This window comes from Onishia taeanensis, assembly GCF_003268885.1.
GTDB classification, from domain to species: Bacteria; Pseudomonadota; Gammaproteobacteria; order Pseudomonadales; family Halomonadaceae; genus Onishia; species Onishia taeanensis_A.
The window spans coordinates 62,959-89,295 of the sequence record NZ_QLSX01000002.1 but is presented as its reverse complement, the minus strand read 5'-3'; the positions used below and the strand labels follow the sequence as shown (position 1 = coordinate 89,295).

Genomic DNA, 26,337 nt, shown 5'->3' with positions numbered 1-26,337 from the left:
CGTGGCTTGTTCGCAAGTGAGATGTTGGCAGGCGGCATTCGTATAGCCATGAGCGACGTGATTATCGCAATGCACCGGGAATGGCAGTGCGATAGGCAAATTTGCCATGCCAAAAAACGACATGCGGGGTACATTTATAGTGAGCATGCCTGAAAACGACATTTTGCTGACTGCCGGCATGCCCGACGCCCTGGTTCATAAGAGCAACGACAAGACGAATAGGGTCTAAGACACAAGCGCCGGAGTATCGAAATGACAACCGCTCCCGAGGCCTCACGCACAGCCGCTACCTCTCAGGCGATCGGCTTTTTGTTGCTGGACAATTTCACCCTGATCTCGCTGGCCTCTGCCATCGAGCCGTTGCGTATGGCTAATCAGCTTGCCGGGCGTGAGCTTTATCGATGGTACACCATGAGCCTTGACGGAGCGTCGGTGAAAGCCAGTGACGGTCTATGTGTTACGCCCGACGTTGCCACTCATACGGCGCTGACGCTGGATACGGTTATCGTATGCGGTGGGGTGGGTCCTCAGCGGGCGGTAAAGCGCGAGCACCTGAGCTGGCTGCAAGCTCAGGCGCGGCTGTCGCGGCGCCTGGCGGCGGTGTGTACGGGCAGCTGGGCGCTGGCCAAGGCCGGTCTGCTCGACGGCTACGAGACCAGCACCCACTGGGAGTGCTTGGCGGCCATGCAAGAGGCCTTCCCCAAGGTCGCGCTCTCCACGCGCTTGTTCTCTATCGACCGCGACCGTGCTACCTCCTCTGGCGGCACTGCCCCCATGGACATGATGCTGACCCTGATCGGCCGCGACCATGGTCGCGAACTGGCGGCGGGTATTTCCGAGATGTTCATCTATGACCGGGTCCGCAATGAGCAGGATCTGCAGCGGGTGCCGCTCAAGCATGTGTTGGGCACCACCCAGCCGAAGCTCTTGGAGATCGTGGCGCTGATGGAGGCCAACCTCGAGGAGCCGATCACCCTTGATGAGCTGGCCAACTACGTGGATGTGTCACGCCGTCAGCTCGAGCGTCTTTTCCAGAAGAACCTTCACTGCTCACCCTCGCGCTACTATCTCAAGCTGCGCCTGACGCGGGCCCGTCAGCTGCTCAAGCAGACACCGATGTCGATCATCGAGGTGGCGTCGGCCTGTGGCTTTGTCTCCACTCCGCACTTCTCCAAATGCTACCGGGAATACTTCGGCATCCCGCCTCGGGACGAGCGCCTGGAGAAGAATAGCGTAGAGATGTTGCCGGTGACCCTGGGTAAGGAGCCGGCGGCCCTGCTGCAGTCGGCTACCTACGAGGAGCGGTCTCTTGAGCCGCTGTCGGCGGCCATGGGCGCTTTGGCCCAGGCTCAGGGCGAGCCCACTTATGCCAGCGTGCGCCTAAAATCATGAGTGAGGTCTGATGCCGAGGTGGGTGCGTCGCACAGCGCGAGTCCTGGGGTTTGCGTTGGTGGGCTGGGTTGGATTGTCGGTCCTGCTGGTGTTGATGTTCCGGGTGGTGCCGGTGTTCGGCTCCATGGTGATGGTCGAGCGCAAGCTGGAGTCCTGGGCCAGCGGAGAGTCGATCGATATCGACCAGCAATGGCGTCCCTGGGCAGAGCTCTCAGATAACGCCAAGGTCGCGGTGATAGCCGCCGAAGATCAGCGTTTTCCCGAGCATCACGGTTTCGATTTCCATCAGATCCGCCAGGCCATCGAGTCCAGCCTCAACGGGGGTGGGCTGCGTGGCGCCAGCACCATCAGTCAGCAGACCGCCAAGAACCTCTTCCTGTGGACCGGCCGCAACTGGCTCCGCAAGGGCCTGGAGGCTTGGTTTACCCTGCTCATCGAGACGCTGTGGCCCAAGCAGCGCATCCTTGAGGTCTATCTCAATATCGTCGAGTGGGATCGGGGGGTCTTCGGTCTGGAGGCCGCCGCCCAGCACTACTTCGGCGTTAGCGCCGCACGCTTAAACGTCGACCAGGCCAGCCGCCTGGCGGCGATCCTGCCCAACCCCCGCGAGTGGAGCGCCTCGCGCCCAGGCCCCCATACCCAGCGCCGCAGCGCCTGGATTCGTGGTCAGATGCGCAATCTTGGCGGTTCCGCCTACCTCGATCGGCTCTAAGCCGACGCCGATTTCCTGCCATGTCGCGATCGCGACGGCCATGACGCTTTTGGAATTTTCTCGGTCGCTTCCAGGCGCCGAACCCGGTGTGCCGGGGGATATGCTGCCGGCAAGTTCACGCATTATTCCGGAGCCTCGTCATGACCCCCCAAGAGCTGCATCAGGACGCCATCGTCATCGATGGTCTCGTTATCGCCAAATGGAACCGTGAGCTGTTCGAGGACATGCGCAAGGGGGGCCTCACCGCGGCCAACTGCACCGTGTCCGTTTGGGAAGGCTTCCAGGCCACCGTCGATAACATCGTCAAGTCCAATGCCCTGATGGCCGAGTGCTCGGATCTGGTGCTTCCGGTGCGCACCACCGCCGACATCGCCAGGGCCAAGCAAGAGGGCAAGACCGGCGTCATCTACGGTTTTCAGAACGCCCATGCCTTCGAGGACCAGCTTGGCTATATCGAGATCTTCAAGCAGCTCGGCGTGGGCATTGTGCAGATGTGCTACAACACCCAGAACCTGGTGGGTACCGGCTGCTATGAGCGTGACGGCGGCCTGTCCGGCTTCGGTCACGAGGTGGTCGCCGAGATGAACCGGGTCGGCATCATGTGCGATCTCTCTCACGTTGGCGAAACCACCTCCCGCGAGGTCATCGAGGCCTCCGAAAAGCCGGTCTGCTACTCGCACTGCTTGCCGTCGGGGCTCAAGGAGCATCCGCGCAACAAGTCCGACGCCGAACTGCGCTTCATCGCCGAGCACGGCGGCTTCGTCGGCGTGACCATGTTTACCCCCTTCCTGCGTGCCGGCGTCGACGCCACCGTCGACGACTATGTCGAGGCCATCGAGTACGTGATGAACATCGTGGGCGAAGATGCCATCGGCATCGGCACCGACTTCACACAGGGCCACGGTCATGACTTCTTCGAGTGGCTGACTCACGACAAGGGCTATGCCCGTCGGCTGACACGCTTTGGCAAGATCATCAATCCCGAAGGGATCCGCACCATCGGCGAGTTTCCGAACCTCACCGAGGCGCTGTTGCGGCGCGGCATGAGTGAGCATCAGGTGTGCAAGATCATGGGCGAGAACTGGGTACGCACCCTCAAGGACGTGTGGGGCGCCTGAACGGCGCCGCCATCCAATAGATTCGAGACCAACAACAACGTAAGCGAGCCCACCGTGACCAAGATGGCCCCCGAACTGCCCATTGAAGTGGATGCCGACACCGGTGTCTGGACCACCGACGCCCTGCCCATGCTGTATGTGCCGCGTCACTTCTTCATCAACAACCACATCGCCGTGGAAGAGGCGCTGGGCGCGGAGAAGTATGCCGAGATTCTCTACGCGGCCGGCTACAAGAGCGCCTGGCACTGGTGCGAGAAAGAGGCCGAGTGCCACGGTCTCAAGGGTGTGGACGTCTTCGAACACTACATGAAGCGCCTCTCCCAGCGCGGCTGGGGACTCTTCATCGTTGATGCCATCGACCTCGACGCCGGCACCTGCCGCGTGCGCCTTGAGCACAGCGCCTTCGTCTACCAGATGGGCAAGGTCGGCCGGAAGATCGAATACATGTTCACCGGCTGGTTCGCCGGTGCCATGGATCAGATTCTTGCCGCGCGTGGAAGCGACTTGCGCACCGTCGCCGAACAAACGCAGAGCGGCGCCGAGGAAGGCTGCGACGTCGGGATCTTCGTGACCCGTCCGCTCGACACTCTCGACGACAATCCGCAGGGCTGAGGAGGTTTTTCCATGGCATTCGACGCGATCTTCCAGCCGATCCAGATCGGCAACCTGACCATCCGTAACCGCGTGGTCAGCACCGCCCACGCCGAGGTGCATGCCACCGATGGCGGCATGACCACCGACCGCTACGTCAAGTACTACGAGGAAAAGGCCAAGGGCGGCTGCGGGCTGTGCATCTGCGGCGGCTCCTCTGTGGTCTCCATCGACAGCCCCCAGGGCTGGTGGAGTTCGGTGAACCTGTCCACCGACCGGATCATCCCACACTTTCAGAATCTCGCCGACGCGGTGCACAAACACGGCGGTAAGATCATGATCCAGATTACCCATATGGGGCGCCGCTCCCGCTGGGACGGCTTCGACTGGCCGACCCTGGTCTCGCCCTCCGGTATTCGCGAGCCTGTTCACCGCTCGACCTGCAAGACCATCGAGGAGGAGGAGATCTGGCGCATCATCGGCGACTTCGCCCAGGCCGCGCGCCGGGCGAAGGAAGGCGGCCTCGATGGCGTCGAGCTGTCCGCCGTGCACCAGCACCTGATCGACCAGTTCTGGAGCCCGCGGGTCAACAAGCGGACCGACCAGTGGGGTGGCAGCTTCGAGAACCGCATGCGCTTCGGTATGGAAGTGCTCAAGGCCGTGCGCGCCGAAGTCGGCGACGACTTCGTGGTGGGCATGCGTATCTGCGGTGACGAGTTCCATCCGGACGGCCTGTCTCATGAGGACATGAAGCAGATCGCCGCCTACTACGATGCCACCGGCAAGGTGGACTTCTTCGGCGTGGTGGGGTCGGGCTGCGATACGCACGACACCCTGGCCAACGTCATCCCCAACATGGCCTATCCGCCGGAGCCCTTCCTGCACCTGGCAGCGGGCGTCAAGGAAGTGGTCAAGGCGCCGGTCATCCACGCCCAGAACATCAAGGATCCCAACCAGGCCGAGCGTATCCTCGAGGGCGGTTATGTAGACCTGGTCGGCATGACCCGAGCCCATATCGCCGATCCGCACCTGATCGCCAAGATCAAGATGGACCAGGTCGACCAGATCAAGCAATGCGTGGGCGCCAACTACTGCATCGACCGCCAGTACCAGGGCCTGGACGTGCTGTGCATCCAGAACGCCGCGACCTCCCGCGAGTACATGGGCCTGCCGCACATCATCGAGCAGACCGAAGGCAAGAAGCGCAAGGTCGTGGTGGTCGGCGGTGGTCCCGGTGGCATGGAGGCGGCTCGTGTGGCCGCCGAGCGGGGCCACGAGGTGACCCTGTTCGAGGCGTCAGACCAGCTGGGCGGGCAGATCACCATCGCCTCCAAGGCCCCCCAGCGCGACCAGATTGCCGGCATCACGCGCTGGTTCCAGCTCGAATTGGACCGCCTCAAGGTCGACCAGCGTCTGGGCACGCGTGCCGACGAGGCGACTATCCTCGATTTGCGTCCGGACATCGTGGTGCTGGCCACGGGTGGTCGGCCCTACCTCGAGCAGCACGAGGAGTGGGGCTATTCGGAAAACGCCGAGGAGAGCCTGGTGGTCAGCACCTGGGATATCCTCAACGGCAAGGTCGAGCCGGGCAAGAACGTGCTGATTTACGATGCGCTGTGCGAGTTTTCGGGCATGTCGGCGGCGGATTACCTGGCCGATAAAGGGGCCAAGGTCGAGATCGTCACCGATGATATCAAGCCCGGTGCGGCGGTAGGCGGTACGACCTTCCCGACCTATTACCGCAGCCTCTATAAGAAGGAGGTGATCATGACCTCCGACATGATGCTCCACAAGGTTTACCGGGAGGGCGATTCGCTGGTCGCGGTGCTCGAGAACGAGTACACCGGCACCCAGGAGGAGCGCGTGGTCGACCAGGTCGTGGTCGAAAACGGCGTACGCCCCGACGAGGCGCTCTACTACGCGCTCAAGGATCGGTCCCGCAACAAGGGGCAGGTGGATCTCGAGGCCCTTTACGCCATCAAGCCGCAGCCTTGCTTGAGCGAGGAGGGTGATGAACCGCTGCTGTTCCGCCTCGGTGACTGCACCGCGCCGCGTAACACCCATGCGGCGATCTACGATGCGCTGCGTCTCTGCAAGGACTTTTAAGCCCGCGCCGAGCAGCATTTGACGCCCTCAGCGGCCCGGTCTGCGATGGCCGGGCCGCCCAACAATTCCAAGATTGCGAGGTGAGCCGAGATGCTCGATACCCTCCTGCCGATCCTGATCGCCGCTTCCCTGGCGCTGGCGGTGATTGGCGCCTGGCGGCGTATACGCCTGTGGCGCCAGGGACGCTCCGCCCCGGTCGACCTGCTCAAGGGGCTCGCCGCCATGCCGCGGCGCTATCTGGTGGACCTTCACCACGTGGTCGCCCGCGACAAGGTGATGTCCAACACGCACGTGGCCACCGCCGGCGGCTTCGTTGCCGCGGCCGTGCTGATGGTGCTGGTGCACGGGCTTGGCCTGGCCGAAGGCGTGCTCGGCTGGTTGCTGCTCGCCGCCAGTGCCACCATGTTCGTTGGCAGCTGCTTCGTGGCTCGCCGCCGCCGTAATCCGCCGGCCCGGCTCTCCAAGGGCCCGTGGATGCGTCTGCCCAAGAGTCTGATGGCCTTCTCAATGAGCACCTTCGCTATCACCCTGCCCAGTGTGGGGCTTCTACCAGAGGATTTCGGTAGCTGGGTCCTGGCGCTGTTGTTGAGTGCCGTGCTGGTCTGGGGCCTGGGCGAGGTGGTCTTCGGCATGACCTGGGGCGGGCCGATGAAGCATGCCTTCGCCGGGGCCCTGCATCTGGCCTTCCATCGCCGCGCCGAACGGTTTTCCACGAAAGGGGGCGAGGGCAATCGATCCACCGGTCTCAAGGCGCTGAACCTCGATGATCATGACGCCCCGCTCGGTGTGGAGACGCCCAGCGATTTCACCTGGAATCAGCTGCTCGGCTTCGATGCCTGCGTGCAGTGCGGTCGCTGCGAGGCCGTGTGTCCTGCCTTCGCCGCCGGCCAGCCGCTCAACCCCAAGAAACTGATTCAGGACATGGTGGTCGGCATGGCCGGCGGCAGCGACGCCCACTATGCCGGCAGCCCTCACCCTTCAGAAGGGCTTGGGGGCAAGCCTGTGGGTGAGCATCGGGGCAGTCCCGATGGCCCCATCGTGGCGCGTCAGGGCCAGGCCCTGGTGGATGCCGAGACGCTGTGGTCGTGCACCACCTGCCGCGCCTGCGTCGAGGAGTGCCCGATGATGATCGAGCATGTCGATGCCATCGTCGACATGCGCCGCTTCCTGACGCTGGAGCACGGCAATACCCCCAACAAGGGGGCCGAGGTGCTCGATAACCTGATCGCCACCGACAATCCCGGCGGCTTCGATCCCGGCGCGCGGATGCACTGGGCCGCCGACCTGGAGCTGCCGCTGATGCGGGATCGTCAGCAGGCCGACGTGCTGCTGTGGTTGGGTGACGGCGCCTACGACATGCGCAACCAGCGCACCTTGCGCGCCTTGGTCAAGGTGCTGCGCGCCGCCGACGTCGACTTCGCGGTACTCGGCAACGAGGAGCGTGATAGCGGCGATGTGGCCCGCCGCCTGGGCGACGAAGCGACCTTCCAGAGTCTGGCGAAGCGCAACATCGCCACCCTGTCGAAGTACCGCTTCCAGCGCATCGTCACCTGCGACCCGCACAGCTTCCACGTGCTCGGCAACGAGTACGGCGAGCTGGGGACCCCCGGAATGCCGGCCCAGTACGAGGTGCGTCACCACAGCACCTATATCGCCGAGCTTTACGATGCCGGTCGTCTGCACTTCAAGCCCTGGAAGGGCGGTAGCGTGACCTATCACGATCCCTGCTATCTCGGCCGCTATAACGGCGAGTTCGAAGCGCCGCGCAACGTGCTGCGCGCGCTGGGTATCGAGGTCGCCGAGATGGAACGCTCCGGGTTCCGCTCGCGCTGCTGCGGTGGTGGCGGTGGAGCGCCGATCACCGACATTCCCGGCAAGCAGCGTATTCCCGACATGCGCATGGGCGACGTCCGCGAGACGGGTGCCGAGCTGGTGGCGGTGGGTTGCCCGCAGTGTACTGCCATGCTCGAAGGTGTGGTTGACGCTAGCGCCGAGGTCCGCGATATCGCTGAGCTCGTGGCCGATGCGCTGATAGCGACACCGGCGAGCACCGGCGACCGCTCCCAGACACAAGAGTCTCAGGCCGCGGAGGTGCTGTGATGAGCGAGATCTTACGTCGAGACCCCCGCAAGGAATGGATTGCCCGTAACCGGCTGCATCCGCAGCATCTGGAGGCGCTGGCTGAACTTGGCAGAAGTGCCGGCCAAGGGGGTGCCAGCGAGTGGGTCGGGCCCCATGGCCTGGTGCGCAGGAATCCTCATGTCGTGGGTTTCATGGGCCCCAATGGCCTCAAGCGTATCGATCGCAGCGGCGTCCAGCAGGGCGCTGGTGGCGGCCGGGCCGCCAAGGCGGCCGCCCAGAGCAAGCTGCTGGTCGAGATCGAGTCGCCGGCCTTCCTGGTGGCGGTGGTGCCGGATATGGTCGGCGGGCGCCTGACCGGGCATGACCGAGATCTGTTGGGCCTGGCCCGTCAGCTGGCCGATGCCGATCCGGCGACGCCCGGCGCGGTGTTGGCCGTCATCTTCGGTGAGCATAAGGAAGACGGCTTCGAAGAGGCGGGCATCGACCGCCTGCTGCACCTTGAGGGTCCCGATGTCGAAGGCTTCGTCCCCGAGGCCCGGCTCGGCGCCCTGGTCGCCGTGGAGGAAGCCTGGACCCCACGCCACTGGCTGATACCGGATTCCAAACTCGGCGGTGCCGACCTGGGGCGCCGCCTGGCGGCACGCCTTGGCGAGCGCCCGGCCACAGGCGTGTGGCAGATAGAGGCCAACGCCGAGGCCGATCTCGGCTGGAGCTGTACCGCTCGTGGGGCAGCCGGCACCCTGGACATTCAGCGACCGCTACCGCGCTTCGCGCTGGCGCTGGCCGAGTGTGCCGAGCCGATCAGCGAGACTCGCCATGCGGCCAGTGAGCTGACGCTGCCCCAGGCGCTGCCCGCCCAACTTTCGCGCATCGAGGATCTTGGCCAAGTGGCGGTGGATCCGGCGGGTGTGGCGCTGTCCGAGGCCGAGTTTATTCTCTCTGCCGGTAACGGCGTGCGTGACTGGGACGGTTTCCATCATGCCGCCGAGGTGCTGGGAGCCACCGAAGGGGCTTCCCGCGTGGCGGTGGATGACGGCTTCATGGCCCGCAACCGCCAGGTCGGCGCCACCGGCACCTGGGTCACCGCTCGCGTCTACGTGGCGGTGGGCATCAGCGGGGCTATTCAGCATCTCCAGGGCATACAGAGCTGCGACAAGGTGGTGGCCATCAACATGGATCCCGGCTGCGATATGATCAAGCGGGCCGATCTGGCGGTCATCGGCGACTCGGCGAAGGTGCTCGAGGCCCTGGTCGCCTTGGTGGAGCAGGCAAGGGAGGAGAAGCGCAATGCGGCCTGAGACTCACGAAAAAGAGGGGCTCGCGGTGACCGTGCTGGTCTCCGTGGGGCGCCATCCGCTAACCGGCCGTAGCCGGCGCGCCGACCAGGATGCTCGTGGGGTGGAATTGGCGCGTACCTTGCCCGCTGCCGAGATCGGATTGCTCCATGCCGGCAGGCTGGATGAAGGCAACGAGGCAGCGCTGCGCGGCTACCTGGGAATGGGCTTCGATGCCCTGACCCTGATCGAGCAGCCCGAGAACAGCGATGTACTTCCTGCCTTGGCCGACGCCCTGAATGCGGCACCGCCGCAGTTGGTGATAACCGGCGAGCGGGCCGAGCAGGGCGAGGGTTCGGGTCTGCTGCCTTACTTGCTGGCCGAACGCCTGGGTTGGCCGTTGGTCAGTGGCCTGGCGGCCGTGGAAGGCGTCTCCGAGGGTGTCGCCACGGTGCTGCAGGCGCTGCCGCGAGGCCAGCGACGGCGGCTCAAGGTACGCCTGCCGGCTATCGTGACCGTCGATGCCGCCGCACCGGCGCCGCGCCAGAGCGCCTTCGGCCCCGCGCAGCGGGGTCGACTGGAGGTGAGCGAGGCACCGGTGGCGGTCGACGTCGATATGGCTGAGTGGCATTTCAAGCCAGCGCGCAAGCGGCCCAAGCGCTTGAAGATCGTCAAGGCCGCTTCGGCCCGCGACCGCTTCAAGGCCGCCGCTGCCAAGGCCGAAGGGGGTGGGGGACAGGTGCTTACCGACGTCACCGCCGAGCAGGGCGCCGAGGCGGTCTTCAAGCTGCTGAAGGAAGAAGGTGTGCTGCGCTAGGCAGACACCTCATGCGATGGGCACTGGCAGACGACACTCGGCCGCCGGTGCCGCGTTCGCCGCGTGAACGGGCGCTGGTCCCATCCTGTAGCGTCGTTTGGTTAAGGTGCCACTGAGTCAAAGCCCCGACAACAAAAAGCCCCGGCCTTTTGTGCCGGGGTTTTTTGCTTGGGTGCTTGTTGCCGGTGCTTATCGTTGATGACAGGGAGTTAACCGTCAGGGGGCGATGCGCTGGCTGGCATCGGTGAAGCCCATCAGGGAAATATCCAGGTCCATGCGGTTACCGCGTGGGCCGACCAGGCTCAGCGTCGCGTTGCTGCCGGAGCGCAGCGCCTGGAACATCGCCGGTTCCAGTGGCAGGTCGGCGCGACACCCCTGTTCCAGGCACACCTGGTAGGGGAACTTGGCGGGCTGGGCGCTTCCCGCACTCAACTGCAGGCCGGGAGCGAGGCGCACGCCTAGCGGCGTCAGAAAGGTCATCGCTGGGCTGCCCTCGAGCTGCGGCGGGTAAGCGACCACGACGCGCATCAAGGGCTGGCTGCTATCCGCATTACTGATCACCTGGTTCATGGTGCAGTTGCCCTGGCTGCTGTCGCTAGGACAGACCACCTGCCAGTCATTGAATTGCTCGGTGGTGATATCGGCGGGGGCTTGGCCAGATGTCGTTTGCTGGGCGAAAGCGTTGGGGGCCAGGGCCAGAAGCGACAGCAGGCCTGTCATGCACAGGCGGGTGCAAAAGGACGACATTGGGGATACCTCCTTGGTGTCGGTGATCATGAGGATGAGTATTCAGCAGCTAGCTGCGTCCGACGTGTACGGCGGCTAACCAAGGCTGCGCTCGGCGCCGTGGTTACTACCATGCCCAGTCGAGCCTTTGAGGTCGAGTCCCGGATGAATTTTCCCTGACATACAGGCGTCGCACGGCGGGACGGTGGTGAAAACGACGCTGCCCCCGGCACCGGCCGGGGGCAGCATGTCACTGGGCGAGACGAAGGTCAGGCGGTGGCAGCTCGCGACAGGCTGCGATGCTCTTCCCTCAGGCTCTTGACCAAGCCCACGCACATCACCAGCAGGATGAAGGTAAAGGGAAGGCCGGTGGTCACGGCGCCGGCCTGAAGGGCGCCCAGGGCCTTGTCACCACCGCCGTAGAGCAGGATGCCGGCGATTACACCCTCCAGGGTGGCCCAGAAGACCCGCTGGCTGCGAGGGGCATCGATTTTGCCCCCGGCGGTGATGCTGTCGATCACCAGCGACCCGGAGTCGGACGAGGTGATGAAGAACACCAGTACCAGAATGATGGCCATGGTCGAGGTGAGGGTCGTCAGCGGCAGCTGCTCGAGCATCTGGAACATCGCCAGCGAGACCTCGCCGATGCCGTTGGCCAATTCACCGACGCCATTCGCTGACTGGGCAAGAGCGTTGCCGCCAAAGGCGGTCATCCAAACGATGGTGACCAGTGTCGGCACCAGCAGCACCGCCATCAGGAACTCGCGCACGGTGCGTCCCCGAGAGACCCTGGCGATGAACATGCCGACGAAGGGTGACCAGGAGATCCACCAAGCCCAGTAGAACACCGTCCAGCCGTGGAACCAGGTCTGGTCCTCGCGACCGATCCAGTTGGACAGCGGCAGGATATGCGTCAGGTAGGCCACGCTGGTGTCCCACAGGCCGTTGACGAACAGCAGCGTGGAACCGGTGAAGACCACGAATAGCAGAAGTACCAGGGCGATTACCATGTTGATGTTGGAGAACAGCTTCACCCCGCCGTCGATCCCGCGCCACACCGAGTACAGCGCCACGGTGGTGACACCGACGATGATGGCGAGCTGAGTCCCTAGCGTGTTGGGTACGTCGAACAGGTAGTTAAGGCCGCCAGCGGCTTGGGTCGCGCCGAAGCCCAGCGAGGTGGCCAGGCCGAAGATGGTCGACAGCACCGCGACAATGTCGATCACGTGGCCGACCCATCCACGTACATGTTGGCCCAACAAGGGGGTGAAGGCCGAGCGCAGGGTCAGTGGCAGTCCCCGGTTGTAGGCGAAGAAAGCCAGCGACAGGCCGACCACCGCATAGATCGCCCAAGGATGTAGGCCCCAGTGGAACATGGTGGCGCCGATGGCTGCACTGGCGCCTTCCGGGGTGCCCGGGGCGGCGTTCAGCGGTGTGCCATACCAGTCGGTGTAGTAGGCCACCGGTTCGGCCACGCTCCAGAACATCAGGCCGATGCCCATGCCCGCGGCGAACAGCATACTGAACCAGGAGATCGTGGAATGCTCGGGACGAGCAGATGGGCCACCCAGGCGGATACGCCCTAAGGGCAAGACGATCAGCGCCAGGCACAGGATCACGAAGACATTGCCGGCGATCATGAATAGCCAGTCGAAGTGCTCGATGGCAAAGCCACGGGCCGCTGTCATTTGGCTGTTGGACTGATCAGGGTAGATCAAGGCATAGAGAATAAAGGCCAGGATGGCCAGGGCAGAAACCGGAAAGACAGGGTTGTGGAAATCCAGCCCAAGTATCTGCTTGTTGTCCTGCCCGGGGGTCAGGATGGGGTCGTCGTCATGCGTCATGCGAGGTCCTCTATTGTTGTTGTCACATCGCCTAGCGGCGACGGCGAACATTCTTGGCAGGACCCGCAGGGAGAGCTGTCGCGAAAACGACCTCGGGATATGGCATTGCCACTTCGGCGGCGAAGATGTCTCGAATAGGCATGGCGGTGACTCGCTGGGAACATTCCGGCCGAGTGAAGGGGCTATCGTCGAGTAGCGGCGGTATCGCCGCCTCAATCAAAAATAACGTTGAAGGAAGCCAGCCATGAGTGCAGCCAACCGCGGAGTCGTCTATAAAGGCCCGGGTGAAGTCGCCGTCGAATCCATCGCCTACCCGGAGCTTGCTCTTGGCAATCGCAAGTGCGAGCACGGCGTTATCCTCAAGGTCGTTACCACCAATATCTGCGGCAGTGACCAGCATATGGTGCGGGGCCGCACCACCGCCGAGCCGGGCCTGGTGCTGGGTCACGAGATCACCGGCATCGTGGTCGAGTGCGGACGGGACGTTGAATTCATCAATCAGGGCGACCTTGTCTCGGTCCCGTTCAACATTGCCTGTGGCCGCTGTCGTAACTGCAAATCGGGCAAGACCGGCATCTGCCTGAACGTCAATCCGGCACGTCCGGGCGCGGCCTATGGCTACGTCGACATGGGCGGTTGGGTCGGTGGCCAGACCGAATACGTCATGGTCCCCTATGCCGACTTCAACCTGCTGAAGTTCCCGGACGCCGACCAGGCGATGGATAAGATCAAGGACCTGACCCTGCTGTCCGATATCTTCCCGACCGGCTTTCACGGTTGCGTGACCGCGGGTGTTGGGCCCGGCTCTACCGTCTACATCGCCGGTGCAGGTCCGGTCGGCCTTGCGGCGGCCGTGTCTGCCCAGCTGCTGGGTGCGGCATGCGTCATCGTCGGCGACATGATCGAGGATCGCCTGGCCCAGGCACGCAGCTTTGGCTGCGAGACGATCGACCTGACCCAGGATGGCGACATGGCCGACAAGGTCGAAGTCATTCTGGGAGAGCGTGAAGTCGATGCCTTCGTCGACTGTGTCGGCTTCGAGGCTCATGCCTGTGGCTGCAACCACGGCAAGGAAGCCCCGGCTACCGTGCTTAACTCGGCCATGTCACTGACGCGTGCCGGCGGTGAAATCGGCATTCCGGGCCTGTACGTCACCGAGGATCCGGGTGCCGAAGACGAGGCGGCCAAGCAGGGCGCCTTGAGCATGCGCTTCGGCCTTGGTTGGGCCAAGTCGCATAGTTTCCACACCGGCCAGTGCCCGGTGATGAAGTATCACCGCCCACTGATGCAGGCGATCCTGTTCGGCAAGGTCAACATCGCAGATGCGATCAATGTTCAGATGATCACGCTGGACGAGGCGCCCAAGGGCTACGCTGACTTCGATGGCGGCGCAGCGAAGAAATTCGTCATCGACCCGCATGGCAGCGTGCCGGCCTGAACGCGTTAGCTGGCTAGATCAACGACGGCGGCCCGCGGGGCGCCGTCGTCTTTTGTAGGTCGTGCCTCTGAGCGGACAAGATCTTCGGCCCAGCGGCTCTGGTGCTGGCAGCTTAGTGCAGGGAATGCACCAGGATGTCGTTGTTGACGGACAGTTCGCTGCCAACTGACGTTGCAATGCAAAGGCCCCGCTTGTGGTGGGGCCTTTGTGAGGACGTGCGTGGAAAAGGCGGAAGCTTAGTTCTGGGCCAGGTGCAGGTGAGGTGCGCTATGGTCCAGGTTCTCGAGCATGCGCTCGCTGTACCAATCGACAAAGTCGATCACACCAAACTCGAACGTCTCTGAGTAGGGGCCCGGCTCATAGCTCTTGGAGTTGATGCCGCGCTGGTTCTCTTCGGCGAGTCTGCGGTCCTGATCGTTGGTGGCATCCCATACGCGACGCATCTCGGCCGGATCGTAGTCGACGCCTTCTGCGGCATCCTTGTGTACCAGCCATTTGGTGGTGACGAGGGTTTTCTGCGGGCCCAGTGGCAGGACGCGGAAAACGACAGCGTGATCCCCCATGAAGTGATTCCAGGAGTTGGGCAGGTGCAGGATGCGCAGCGATCCCAGGTCGGCGCTCTGCAGATTACCCATCAGCTTCTTGCTGGCCCGCTTGCCGTTCATGGTCATTGATTCCACACCATTGAGCAGCGGCGTGCGGGTCAAGCGGTTACGACGACCGAGTCGGGTGAGCTTGTAAGGCACGCCCTGGGCGTCCCAGTCGGCCTGCTTGCGCGCGACCAGGTCCTTGTAAGCCGGTGTGGCGCGAGGGTCGTCGGTGTCGTCGAACTCTTGCAGGGAGTTGAGCAGTTCCGGGTGCGCGCCATTGCAGTGGTAGCACTCGCGGTTGTTCTCGATCACCAGCTTCCAATTGCACTCTTCGATGATGTTGGATTCCGCGGCGACCTTGAGGTTTTCTATGTCGTAGGGAGCCAAGTAGTGATCGAGACTCTCGAGGAACCCGTCGATCTCTGGCGCCTCGTCGGCCAGGCTGACGAAGATGTAACCGCCGCCGGTGCGAACGTGAACCGGCTTCAGGCCGTGGGACGCGAGATCAAAGTCCTTGCCCATGTCGCTGCCGGCGAACAGCAGGCGGCCATCCAGCTCGTAGGTCCACTGATGATAGGGACAGACCAGCTTTGCCACCTTGCCCTTGTTGGTGACGCACAGGCGTGAGCCACGGTGACGGCAGACGTTGTGGAAGGCGTGCACTTCACCGTTGTTGCCGCGCACGATCACGACCGGGTTATCGCCGACTTCAAGGGTCATGTAGTTACCCTTGCTGGGAATTTCGCAGGTCATGCCCGCAAAGAGCCATTCCTTCTCGAAGATTTCCTGCATGTCCAGTTGAAACAGTCGCTCGTCGTTGTAGAACGGTTGCGGCAGCGAGAATTGTGGGCGTCGCTGCTGCAGCATCTCTACGGCAGCCTCGCGGGCCGGGGCCAGGGGATCGTCCAGACGAGCGGGGAACCTAGGATCCATGACTATACATCCTCTTGCAGGGCCGCTGAGGCGGCTTTGAAATTGTTAGGAATAGGGGCCGGGCCGGCTGTTGCGGGCTGAAGCGAGTGTGGATCAGTGCTGCGGGGGGCGGTTGTCTGCCGACGACGTGATGTGATGCGACGACGACGCGGGGCAAAACGAAAATGGGTGGGCCTGGATGTCATGAGCATGCCCATGTCGTAGACAGGCAAGTCGAGTTTGTCGGCGCTGCGCAGAATTCGTGCAACGGCAGGCGGTGGCACCGCGGTCGGAGGCCTTCATGCTGCAGCCTAGGCGACACAACAATGACGATGTCCTTTCTCAACCCAGTCACTACCCAGACCTGGACCAACGGCCGCCATGCGGTACGCTGCGTCAAGGTGATCCAGGAAACCTGGGATACTCGAACATTCTGCTTCATGGCCGAGCAGCCGGTGATGTTCTTCTTCAAGCCGGGACAGTTCGTGACCCTGGAGCTTGAGATCGATGATCAGCCCGTCATGCGTTCTTACACCATCTCGAGTTCACCGTCGGTTCCCTACAGTTTCTCCATCACCGTCAAGCGCATGCCAGGGGGCGTCGTCTCCAACTGGTTGCATGACAACCTCAAGGTCAATGACGAACTGGCGGTGCACGGCCCGGTCGGAAACTTCAACATCATCGACTATCCGGCGGAAAAGGTGCTGATGCTATCTGGCGGCGTGGGCATCACCCCTCTGATGTCCATGGTGCGCTGGCTGTTTGACACCAATGCCGCCGTGGACCTGCAGTTTGTGCATAGTTCCCGCACACCTCGTGACGTCATCTATCATCGTGAGCTCGAGCATATTTTCTCGCGGATACCCGAGTTCAAACTGCATATCGTCTGCGAGCGCAGCGATGAGCTTGGCGACGCCTGGGCAGGCTTCCGTGGCTACCTGAGTCAGCCGATGCTCGAGCTGATGGCTCCGGACTTCATGGATCGCGAGATCTTCTGCTGCGGCCCGACGCCCTACATGAATGCGGTGAAGCACTTGCTGCAGGAAAACGGCTTCGACATGAGTCACTACCATGAGGAGTCATTCGGTGCTACGCCGCTGGACGTCCAGGAAGATGTGATTGAGAACGTCGAGATGGCCGAAGCCGAGGCCGAGGAGCTCGATGCCGCCGATATGATCAGCGTCGAGTTCAGCGCTACTGGCAAGAGCGTGCGTATTCAGCCCGGCGAGACGGTCCACTCGGCCGCCGCCAAGCTGGGGCTGCACATTCCCAAGGCCTGCGGCATGGGCATCTGCGGCACCTGCCGGGTGCCGCTCAGTACTGGTGAGGTCGAGATGGACCACAACGGCGGCATCACTGACGAGGACGTCGCCGAGGGTTACATTCTCTCCTGTTGCAGCAAGCCGCTGGGCGACGTGGTGGTGGAGTACTGATGATGGCCGCCATCGAGCCCCTTGCTAGCGGGCGGTCTCGAGCCGGATGGACCGCCCACAGCGCAGGCCGTAAGTCATCGGCTAGCTACTGCCTCGAAAGAGTTGCGTTGATCGCCAGTGCCTGGACCCAGACCACCTTAGACCCAGCCCACTAGCCAGGGGCGCATCGCTTCCTCGGGTGGTCGGTATGATCCAGAGGTCATGCGGATCGTCGCACCGGAGGCTTTGCGTCTCGGCTCAGGCTGCCGGACACTGATCTCAACGCCACCGATAGTGAAGAGCACTGGTCCCATGAGTCCTTCCCACGAGGGCGAGCCGCTGTCCGTCGGCTTCGTCCTGTTGCGCCGATTCACCATGCTGCCCTTCGCGGCCTTCGTAGATTGCCTGCGTTTGGCCGCCGACGAGGGTGATCGCAGCCGCCAGTTGCGCTGCCACTGGGTTTTCATGACCAGCGCCGGGCAAGATGCCATCTCCAGCTGCGGGGCGGCCGTCACTCCCTGCACGGCCTTTCGCGATCCGGCGGAGTTCCACTACATCGTGGTCATCGGTGGTGTCCAGGACGAGCATGACGTCATTGATGAGACGGCGATTGCCTACCTGCAACGCACGGCCAAGGCGGGTGTACCTCTAGTGGGGGTCTGCACTGGCGTCTTCGCGCTGATCCAGGCCGGGCTGATGAACGGCCGGCGCTGTTGCGTCAGTTGGTATCACTATGGCGACCTGACGAGGCGATTTCCCGACATCGAGCCGGTCGCCGACCGCCTGTTCATCGATGACGGGCACCTGCTTACCTGTGCCGGGGGCGTCGCCTCCGCTGATCTGGCCGCCTACCTGGTGGAGCGTCACCTGGGCAAGGCCTGGGCCATGAAGAGCCTGCATATCATGCTCATTGACGAGGCTCGTCGCGGCGAACATCCCCAGCCCCAGCCGGTGGTCTTCGACAAGGTTGACGACCAGCTGGTACGTCGCGCCATTGCCATCCTCGAGCAGCACCTCGGCGAGCCGCTTGGCGTGGATGCCCTGGCCGAGCGGCTCGGTACCTCGCGCCGCAACCTGGAGCGGCGCTTCCGTGAGGCGCTGGGCGTTGGCCCCCGCAAGTTCGCCCGGGATCTGCGCCTGCGCTACGGCCTTTGGCTGCTGCACTACACGGCGAAGAGCGTCACCGATATCGGCGAACGCTGCGGCTTCTCCGATACCGCCCACTTCTCGCGGCACTTCCGTGAGGCTTTTGGTGTCACGCCGTCGGCCGCGCGCAAGGCGGCAGGAGAGGGTAATGGAGCCGTGGTTGATCCCTTCTTCCTGCATATCGAGTCGCGGACGACGACCCCTTAGGCAACGAGGTCGAAGGGCAACGAGCCGACGCCTGGGCGTCGGCTTTTTTTATGCGCGCATGCCGAGAAATATACAAGTATGCCGAAAAGTAAAAAATGTTTATAAACATGTAGTTGCTGGCTTATGTCGCGAACATCATGGGAAAGATGTCGCAAACGTTCAATCTTTCGGGCACGTGATTGGCTATCAATGACAGCCAGAGTGAGAGCGCAGTGCCCAGGACGGGCCGGCGATCAGGCAGCTTGTCTGTCGCGACGATGTCGGTGTCGTTTCCAGAATACCGCGCGTTCTCCTTTTTTTTAACGTTGTGAAGCCAATCCCCAGGGTGACGAGATGAACGCCAATAACCTTACAACGACCGATCCCCAAATCGCCGCCGCCATTGCCGATGAAGTGGTTCGCCAGGAAGCCCATATCGAGCTGATCGCCTCGGAGAACTACGCGAGTCCGCAGGTCATGGAGGCCCAGGGGAGCCAGCTGACCAACAAATACGCCGAGGGCTACCCTGGCAAGCGCTACTATGGCGGCTGCGAGCACGTCGACGTGGTCGAGCGTCTGGCCATCGAGCGTGCCTGCGCGCTGTTCAGTGCCAACTATGCCAACGTCCAGCCCCATTCCGGCGCTCAGGCCAATGCGGCGGCTTTCATGGCTCTGGTATCGCCTGGCGACACCGTGCTGGGCATGAGTCTGGCCCACGGTGGGCACCTGACCCATGGTGCGGCGCCGAACTTCTCCGGTAAGTACTACAACGCCGTCCAGTACGGCTTGAACCCGGACACTGGCGAGATCGATTACGACGAGGTAGAGCGTCTCGCCCACGAGCATCAGCCCAAACTGATCATCGCCGGCTTCTCGGCCTACTCCCGGGTGATCAACTGGCGTCGTTTCCGCAACATCGCCGACGCCGTGGGTGCCTGGCTGATGGTCGACATGGCCCATGTCGCCGGCCTGGTGGCCGCTGGCCACTACCCGAGCCCGCTGCCGCATGCCCATGTGGTGACCACTACCACCCACAAGACCCTGCGCGGTCCGCGTGGTGGCCTGATCCTCTCCGCCAGCGGTGACGAGACGCTCTACAAGAAGCTCAACGGCGCGGTGTTCCCGGGCCAGCAGGGCGGCCCGCTGATGCACGTCATCGCTGCCAAGGCGGTGGCCTTCCGCGAGGCCATGAGCCAGGACTTCGTGCGCTACCAGGCGGAGGTGATCGACAACGCTCGGGCCATGGCCAAGGTCTTCGTCGAGCGCGGCTTCGACGTGGTCTCCGGCGGCACCGACGACCATCTCTTCCTGGTGTCGCTGATCAAGCAGGGGGTGACCGGCAAGGATGCGGATGCCGCTCTGGGCCGCGCCCACATCACGGTCAATAAGAACGCCGTGCCCAATGACCCCCAGAGTCCCTTCGTGACCTCGGGCCTGCGCATTGGCACCCCGGCGGTGACCACCCGTGGCTTCGACCAGGCCGACTGCGAGGCCTTGGCCGGTTGGATTTGCGACCTGCTCGACACCCTGGCCGAAGGTGGCGATACCACCGAGGCCGAGTCCGAGGTTCGTGGCAAGGTGGCCGAGCTGTGCGCTCGCCACCCGGTCTATGGCCAAGCCGTCGACGCTGCCGAGACGGCTTACGCGTGAGCCCGATTCCCGCCGCTTTAGCGGCGGGGCCCCTTCGAGGAGAAGATTCCATGCAACGATATTCAGGCTTCGGGTTGGTCAAGCACGCGCTGAGCCACCACGAGAACTGGCAGCGCCAGTGGCGAAACCCCACGCCCAAGAAAGCGTATGACGTCATCATCGTCGGCGGCGGTGGCCATGGCCTGGCCACTGCCTACTACCTGGCCAAGGAGCACGGCATCACCAACGTCGCGGTGATCGAGAAAGGCTGGCTGGGGGGCGGAAATACTGCCCGCAACACCACCATCGTGCGTTCCAACTACCTGTGGGACGAGTCGGCGGCGCTCTATGAGCACGCCATGAAACTGTGGGAGGGGCTTTCCCAGGACATCAACTACAACGTGATGTTCTCCCAGCGTGGCGTGTTGAACGTGGGCCACACCCTGCAAGACATGCGTGACATCCAGCGTCGGGTCAACGCCAACCGCCTCAACGGCATCGATGGCGAGGTGCTTGACGCCAAGGGCGTGCAGGAGTTGGTGCCGATCATGGACTGCTCCAAGAATGCTCGCTATCCGGTGATGGGGGCCTCCTGGCAGCCGCGCGCTGGCGTGGCCCGCCATGACGCGGTGGCCTGGGGCTATGCGCGCGCCGCCGATGCCCTGGGGGTCGATCTTTTACAGAACACCGAGGTCACCGGCTTCAAGATTCGCGATGGCCAAGTCTACGGGGTGCACACCAATCGCGGTGACATCGAAGCCAAGACCGTCGGCTGCGTCACTGCCGGCAACTCCGGGGTGATGGCGAAGATGGCCGGCATCAAGCTGCCACTGGAATCACACCCGCTTCAGGCGCTGGTCTCCGAACCGATCAAGCCGGTCCTCGATACCGTGGTGATGTCGAACCACGTTCACGGCTATATCAGCCAGTCCGACAAGGGCGACCTGGTGATCGGTGCCGGCATCGACGGCTACAACGGCTATGGGCAGCGCGGCAGCTACCCGACCGTGGAGCACACCCTGCAGGCGATCGTCGAGATGTTCCCGATCTTCTCGCGGGTGCGCATGAACCGTCAGTGGGGCGGTATCGTCGATACCTGTCCCGATGCCTGCCCGATCCTCTCGAAGACCAAGGTCAAGGGACTGTACTTCAACTGCGGCTGGGGCACCGGGGGCTTCAAGGCGACGCCGGGCTCGGGGCACGTATTCGCGGCCAGTCTCGCCAAGGGCGAGATGCACCCGATCGCCAAGCCCTTCTCCATCGACCGTTTCAATACCGGCGCGTTGATCGACGAGCACGGCGCTGCCGGCGTCGCCCACTGATCCACCGCAGAGGAGACCTGCCATGTTCTATATCTTCTGTCCCTACTGCGGTGAGCACCGCGAGGAAGAGGAATTTCACCCGAAGGGCCAGGCGCATATCGCCCGCCCGGCGGACCCGGAGTCAACCAGCGACGATGAATGGGGTGATTATCTGTTCTTCCGCGACAACCCGCGTGGTGTCCACCATGAGCTGTGGGTACACGCGGTGGGATGCCGCAAGTTCTTCAATATCACGCGCCACACCGTGAGTTACGAGATCCTCGAGGTCTACAAGATGGGCGAGCAGCCGTCGATCACCGCTGAGAACTATGTGGCCCAGCAAGCCGCTGCAGCAGCCGATAACGAGCGCAATGCGTCTCAGGTCAAGCATGAAGAAGGAGTCCGGGCATGAGCCAGCCGAACCGACTCAAGACCGGCGGTCGCGTTGACCGCTCACGACAGCTGACCTTCACCTTCAATGGCCAGCGCTACCAGGGCCATCCCGGCGATACGCTTGCCTCTGCGCTGCTGGCCAACGGTGTCGATATCGTCAATCGCAGCTTCAAGTACTCGCGCCCCCGCGGCATCGTTGCCGCCGGTGCCGAAGAGCCGAATGGCATCGTCCAGTTGGGCGGCACCGAAGCGGGTCAGGTCCCCAATGTGCGGGCCACGCAGCAAGCGCTCTATCAAGACCTCTCGGCTCGCAGCACTAACGGCTGGCCCAACGTTCAGCGCGACCTGATGGGCCTGGTCGGCAAGCTGGGTGGCCAGTTCATGCCGCCGGGCTTCTACTACAAGACCTTCATGGCGCCGGCCTCCATGTGGCTGACCTATGAGAAGTACATTCGCAAGGCCGCGGGTCTGGGTCGCAGCCCCACCGAGAATGACCCCGACATCTATGACCATCGTCACCAGCACTGTGACGTGCTGGTGGTGGGCGCGGGCCCGGCAGGCCTGTCTGCCGCGCTGGCAGCCGGTCGTGCCGGTGCCCGCGTGATCCTGGTCGATGAGCAGGAAGAAATGGGTGGATCGCTGCTGTCGTCCCGCGAAAGCATCGACGGTGCTCCGGCTACCACCTGGGTCGAGAAAGTGCTCAAGGAGCTGTCCGAGCTCGAGCAAGTGACCCTGATGCCGCGCACCACCGCTAACGGCTATCACGACCATAACTTCGTGACGCTGCATGAGCGCTGCACCGAGCACCTGGCGGATCTCGCACCGCGTGCTGGTGGTCGTCGCCAGGTCCGTTCGCGCATGCACCGGGTGCGTGCCGGCCAGGTCGTCCTGGCGAGCGGCGCCCATGAGCGTCCGCTGGTCTATGCCGGCAATGACGTGCCCGGCAACATGCTGGCCGGAGCGGTGTCGACCTATATCCGCCGTTATGGCGTGGCGCCGGGCAATCGTCTGGTGCTCTCTACCAGCAATGACGATGGTTATCGCTCGGCGCTTGACTGGGCCGAGGCCGGCCGCGAAGTGGTGGCGATTGCCGACGCTCGCCAGAGCCCGGACGGTGAACTGGTCGAACAGGCGCGTGCCAAGGGCATTCAGATCATTGCCGGTAGCGCCGTGATCGAAGCACGCGGCGATAAGCGCGTCGCCGCGGCCAAGGTGGCGGAGATCGATATCGAGGGCTTCAAGGTCTCAGGGCCGGTCGAAGAGCTTGCCTGCGACACCATCGCGAGTTCCGGTGGTTTCAGCCCGGTGGTGCATTTGGCGTCTCATACCGGCAGCCGGCCGACCTGGAATGAAGAGCTTCTGGGCTTCGTGCCGTCACCGGTGAAAGGCATGACGCCTACCGGTGCTGCACACGGTGTCTATGCGCTCGGTCAGGTGATCGCAGACGGCTTCAAAGCCGGCAGCGACGCGGGCGAGGCCTGTGGTTTCGAGAGCCAAGGCGCGAGTCTGCCCAAGGTCGATGACCGGCGGGAAGGCGCTGCAGTGGCGCTCTATCAAGTGCCGCATCTGAAGTCGACCCTGCGCGGACCCAAGCAGTTCGTCGATATGCAGAACGATGTCTCGGCAGCGGCGATTGAGCTTGCGACCCGCGAGGGCTTCGAGTCCATCGAGCACGTCAAGCGCTATACCGCGATGGGCTTCGGCACCGATCAGGGCAAGCTTGGCAATATCAACGGCATGGCCATCGCTGCACGCTGCCTGGGACGCACGATTCCCGAGGTCGGTACGACGGTGTTCCGTCCCAATTACACGCCGGTCAGCTTTGGCGCGATCGTCGGTCGTCACTGCGGCGAGTTGTTCGATCCCGAACGCTATACCGCCATGCACCAGTGGCATGTCGAGAATGGCGCCGAGTTCGAGGACGTGGGCCAGTGGAAGCGTCCCTGGTACTTTCCACAAAAGCGCCGCGCAGAGAACGGCGAGCGCCTTGAGACCATGCATGAGGCGGTTGCCCGTGAGTGCAGCGCAGTGCGCGAGAAGGTCGGGATTCTTGATGCCTCGACGCTTGGCAAGATCGACATCCAGGGCCCGGATGCGCGTGAGTTCCTGGGTCGCGTCTACACCAACAAGTGGGCCAAGCTGGCGCCGGGCCGCGTTCGCTATGGTTTGATGTGCAAAGACGACGGCATGGTGTTCGATGACGGCACCACCAGTTGCTTGGCAGAAAACCACTTCTTGATGACCACCAGCACCGGCGGCGCCGCCACCGTGTTGGAATGGCTCGAGATTTGGCACCAGACCGAGTGGCCGGAGCTGGACGTCTACTTCACCTCCGTGACCGATCACTGGGCGACCATGACCGTCACGGGACCTGAAGCGCGCAAGCTGATGGCCGAGCTCACCGACATCGATCTCGACAAGGAAAGCTTCAAGTTCATGGACTGGCGTGAAGGTCAGGTGGCTGGCGTGCCGGCGCGTGTCTTCCGCATTTCCTTTACGGGAGAGCTGGCTTACGAGATCAACGTCCAGGCCAACTACGCGATGCACGTCTGGAAAAAGCTGTTCGCCCACGGCGACAAGTATGGCCTGACGCCTTACGGCACCGAAACCATGCACGTGCTGCGTGCCGAGAAGGGCTTCATCATCGCCGGTCAGGACACCGACGGCTCGGTGACCCCGGAAGACCTGGGCATGCACTGGGCGATTGGCTACGACAAACCTAATTCCTGGATCGGCAAGCGGGCACTCACGCGTCCTGACACCAAGCGCACCGACCGTAAGCAAATGGTGGGCCTCAAGCCCAAGGATCCTTCGGTGGTGCTGGAAGAAGGCGCGCAGATCGTGTTTGACCCCAACCACTCGATTCCGATGCCGATGAAGGGTCACGTGACCTCCAGCTACTACAGCCCGACCCTGGCATCAGGCTTCGCCCTGGCCGTGGTAAAGGGCGGCCACCAGAGGATGGGCGAGACCGTCTATCTGCCCATGGCCGACGGCAAGGTCCACGAGGCCGAAATCGTCAGCCCCATCTTCCTCGATCCCAAGGGAGAGCGTCAGAATGTCTAACGCACAACAGTTCGATTCGCGCCCCGGCGTTGAACATGCAAGCGAGATCGCCGTCGAGTCGCCGCTGGCTTACAGCATGCATCGCTCGGGTGCACCGAAGGCCAAGGCCGACACCACGGTAACGCTGCGCGAGCGTGCCTTTCTGGGGCAGCTGACGCTGCGTGGTGGCGCCATCGTCCTCGACGAGGCGCTGCGCGAAGTGCTCGGCATGGGCCTACCCGGCGAACCCCTGGGTCTAGTCCAGGACGAGGCCGGTGAGCGCTCGATTCAGTGGATGTCCCCGGACGAGTGGCTGCTGATCGTGCCGGGCGGCGAGGAGTTCGACGTCGAGCGTCGTCTGCGCGAGGCGCTGGGTGATGCCCATTTCGCCATCAGCAACGTCAGCGGCGGCCAGACCCTGCTGGAGCTCGAGGGCGAGGCGGCTCGCGAGGTGTTAATGAAGTCGGTGGCCTATGACGTGCATCCGCGTCATTTCCCGGTAGGCAAGGGGGTTACCACGGTATTTGCCAAGGCCACGGTGATTCTGCGTCGTCCTTCTGAGGAGCGCTGGGAGTTGGTGGTGCGTCGTAGCTTCGCCGATTACACCTATCGTTGGCTGCTCGACGCTGGTGAGGAGTTCGGCATCGGCGTCGAGCGCTGAGCCAGCTTCCTTCTCGACTGCTTTTCCAGGCCGGGTTCGTCCCGGCCTGCTTTGTCTGGAGACATCCCATGAGCCACATGAATCGTAGTATCGATAAGAGCGACGGGACTTGGGTCCTCACCGCCCAGTGTCCCAGTCGCCTGGGTACCGTGGACGTGGTGACCCGCCTTCTCAAGGAGAGCCGCTGCTACATCACCGAGCAGCAGTCCTTTGACGACCGCCATGCCGAGCGGTTCTTCATTCGAACCGAGTTCCGCCCCATGGACGCCGAGTTTGACGCCGGGGCTTTTCAAGCCGACTTCGCTGCGCGGGCCGGGGAGTTCGATATGGCCTTCGAGCTGACCGCCCCCGGCGCGCGGCTGCCGGTGGTGATCATGGTGTCCAAGGCCGACCATTGCCTGAATGACCTGCTGTATCGCTATCGTACCGGCCAGCTGTCCATCGACATCCGTGCGGTGGTTTCCAACCATCCGGATCTCGAACCGCTGGCCGCCTGGCATGACCTGCCGTATTACCACTTTCCGATCACGCCAGAGACCAAGGCCGAACAGGAAGCCCAGGTATGGCAGGTGGTGCAGGACACCGGCGCCGAACTGGTAATACTCGCCCGCTACATGCAGGTACTATCCAGTGAGATGTGCAAGAAGCTCAGCGGTCGGGCGATCAACATCCACCACTCACTGCTGCCCGGGTTCAAGGGAGCCAAGCCCTACCATCAGGCCTATGAAAAGGGCGTCAAGCTGGTCGGGGCCACCGCTCACTATATCAACGACGATCTCGACGAAGGGCCGATCATCACCCAGGGGGTCGATCCGGTCAGCCATGCCGACTATCCCGAGGATCTGGTGGCCAAGGGCCGCGACGTCGAGTGTCTGACGCTGGCTCGGGCCGTGTCCTACCACGTGGAACGACGCGTCTTCCTGAATAAGCGCCGCACGGTGGTGTTTACCCGCTAGTTTGGG

The 26,337-nt window shown here is 63.2% G+C and carries 20 protein-coding genes; 17 read left to right on the top strand and 3 right to left on the bottom strand.

Translation table 11 applies throughout. The features are described 5' to 3' along the window. Positions 1 to 252: 252 nt before the first annotated feature. The 8 genes from BCL93_RS03130 (at position 253) to BCL93_RS03095 (ending at position 10,092) form a co-directional block, all read left to right on the top strand. Positions 253 to 1,392, top strand: coding sequence for a GlxA family transcriptional regulator (locus BCL93_RS03130; RefSeq protein ID WP_112053674.1), 1,140 nt, complete (start codon positions 253 to 255; stop codon positions 1,390 to 1,392). A 10-nt stretch (positions 1,393 to 1,402) separates the two neighbouring features. After that, a complete protein-coding gene (gene mtgA, locus BCL93_RS03125) occupies positions 1,403 to 2,104 on the top strand; it encodes a monofunctional biosynthetic peptidoglycan transglycosylase (RefSeq protein WP_112053673.1) in 702 nt (233 codons plus the stop codon). 140 nt (positions 2,105 to 2,244) lie between these two features. Beyond that, on the top strand, positions 2,245 to 3,222 hold the full coding sequence (locus BCL93_RS03120; protein ID WP_112053672.1) for a dipeptidase: 978 nt from the start codon (positions 2,245 to 2,247) through the stop codon (positions 3,220 to 3,222). Positions 3,223 to 3,276: 54 nt separating this feature from the next. After that, the gene (locus BCL93_RS03115) at positions 3,277 to 3,834 is read left to right on the top strand and encodes a DUF5943 domain-containing protein (protein ID WP_112053671.1); all 558 of its coding nucleotides are present in this window, start codon (positions 3,277 to 3,279) and stop codon (positions 3,832 to 3,834) included. A 12-nt stretch (positions 3,835 to 3,846) separates the two neighbouring features. Next, on the top strand, positions 3,847 to 5,919 hold the full coding sequence (gene dgcA / locus BCL93_RS03110) for a dimethylglycine demethylation protein DgcA (RefSeq protein WP_112053670.1): 2,073 nt from the start codon (positions 3,847 to 3,849) through the stop codon (positions 5,917 to 5,919). A gap of 90 nt (positions 5,920 to 6,009) precedes the next feature. Continuing rightward, on the top strand, positions 6,010 to 8,019 hold the full coding sequence (locus tag BCL93_RS03105) for a (Fe-S)-binding protein (RefSeq protein ID WP_112053669.1): 2,010 nt from the start codon (positions 6,010 to 6,012) through the stop codon (positions 8,017 to 8,019). Further along, entirely contained in the window at positions 8,019 to 9,299 is a 1,281-nt protein-coding gene (locus tag BCL93_RS03100; protein WP_112053668.1) for an electron transfer flavoprotein subunit alpha/FixB family protein, read from the top strand. The genes BCL93_RS03105 and BCL93_RS03100 overlap by 1 nt, the downstream gene beginning before the upstream one ends. Then, complete coding sequence (locus tag BCL93_RS03095; RefSeq protein ID WP_112053667.1) at positions 9,289 to 10,092, top strand: electron transfer flavoprotein subunit beta; 804 nt, start codon at positions 9,289 to 9,291, stop codon at positions 10,090 to 10,092. Before BCL93_RS03100 ends, BCL93_RS03095 begins: the two co-directional genes overlap by 11 nt. 216 nt (positions 10,093 to 10,308) lie before the next feature. Here BCL93_RS03095 and BCL93_RS03090 read toward each other — a convergent pair whose 3' ends face one another. Together BCL93_RS03090 and BCL93_RS03085 are read right to left on the bottom strand one after the other, a co-directional pair. Continuing rightward, a complete protein-coding gene (locus BCL93_RS03090; RefSeq protein ID WP_112053666.1) occupies positions 10,309 to 10,839 on the bottom strand; it encodes an invasion associated locus B family protein in 531 nt (176 codons plus the stop codon). Between the two features lie 248 nt (positions 10,840 to 11,087). Next, complete coding sequence (locus tag BCL93_RS03085; RefSeq protein ID WP_112053665.1) at positions 11,088 to 12,662, bottom strand: BCCT family transporter; 1,575 nt, start codon at positions 12,660 to 12,662, stop codon at positions 11,088 to 11,090. 244 nt (positions 12,663 to 12,906) lie between these two features. Here BCL93_RS03085 and fdhA point away from each other — a divergent pair, with 244 nt between their 5' ends. After that, positions 12,907 to 14,100 (top strand): formaldehyde dehydrogenase, glutathione-independent, encoded by a 1,194-nt coding sequence (fdhA, locus tag BCL93_RS03080; protein ID WP_112053664.1) that lies wholly within the window; start codon positions 12,907 to 12,909, stop codon positions 14,098 to 14,100. 236 nt (positions 14,101 to 14,336) lie between these two features. Here the strand turns inward: fdhA and BCL93_RS03075 are convergent, their stop codons facing one another. Beyond that, entirely contained in the window at positions 14,337 to 15,623 is a 1,287-nt protein-coding gene (locus BCL93_RS03075) for an aromatic ring-hydroxylating oxygenase subunit alpha (RefSeq protein WP_112053663.1), read from the bottom strand. Positions 15,624 to 15,928: 305 nt separating this feature from the next. On the opposite strand from BCL93_RS03075, the gene BCL93_RS03070 reads away from it, so the two are divergent. The 8 genes from BCL93_RS03070 to purU all read left to right on the top strand — a co-directional run bounded on the left by BCL93_RS03070 (position 15,929) and on the right by purU (position 26,331). Beyond that, positions 15,929 to 17,035, top strand: coding sequence for a hybrid-cluster NAD(P)-dependent oxidoreductase (locus BCL93_RS03070; protein WP_112053662.1), 1,107 nt, complete (start codon positions 15,929 to 15,931; stop codon positions 17,033 to 17,035). A gap of 291 nt (positions 17,036 to 17,326) precedes the next feature. Continuing rightward, a complete protein-coding gene (locus BCL93_RS03065) occupies positions 17,327 to 18,367 on the top strand; it encodes a GlxA family transcriptional regulator (RefSeq protein WP_112053661.1) in 1,041 nt (346 codons plus the stop codon). A 333-nt stretch (positions 18,368 to 18,700) separates the two neighbouring features. Further along, on the top strand, positions 18,701 to 19,996 hold the full coding sequence (gene glyA / locus BCL93_RS03060) for a serine hydroxymethyltransferase (protein ID WP_112053660.1): 1,296 nt from the start codon (positions 18,701 to 18,703) through the stop codon (positions 19,994 to 19,996). Positions 19,997 to 20,046: 50 nt separating this feature from the next. Then, the gene (locus tag BCL93_RS03055) at positions 20,047 to 21,297 is read left to right on the top strand and encodes a sarcosine oxidase subunit beta family protein (protein ID WP_112053659.1); all 1,251 of its coding nucleotides are present in this window, start codon (positions 20,047 to 20,049) and stop codon (positions 21,295 to 21,297) included. Positions 21,298 to 21,319: 22 nt separating this feature from the next. Next, positions 21,320 to 21,688, top strand: coding sequence for a sarcosine oxidase subunit delta (locus BCL93_RS03050; protein WP_112053658.1), 369 nt, complete (start codon positions 21,320 to 21,322; stop codon positions 21,686 to 21,688). Beyond that, positions 21,685 to 24,735, top strand: coding sequence for a sarcosine oxidase subunit alpha (locus BCL93_RS03045; RefSeq protein WP_112053657.1), 3,051 nt, complete (start codon positions 21,685 to 21,687; stop codon positions 24,733 to 24,735). Before BCL93_RS03050 ends, BCL93_RS03045 begins: the two co-directional genes overlap by 4 nt. Then, positions 24,728 to 25,375 (top strand): sarcosine oxidase subunit gamma, encoded by a 648-nt coding sequence (locus tag BCL93_RS03040; protein WP_112053656.1) that lies wholly within the window; start codon positions 24,728 to 24,730, stop codon positions 25,373 to 25,375. The genes BCL93_RS03045 and BCL93_RS03040 overlap by 8 nt, the downstream gene beginning before the upstream one ends. A 77-nt stretch (positions 25,376 to 25,452) precedes the next feature. Beyond that, positions 25,453 to 26,331, top strand: a complete 879-nt coding sequence (purU, locus tag BCL93_RS03035) for a formyltetrahydrofolate deformylase (RefSeq protein ID WP_112053969.1) — start codon at positions 25,453 to 25,455, stop codon at positions 26,329 to 26,331. The last annotated feature ends 6 nt before the right edge of the window (positions 26,332 to 26,337 follow it).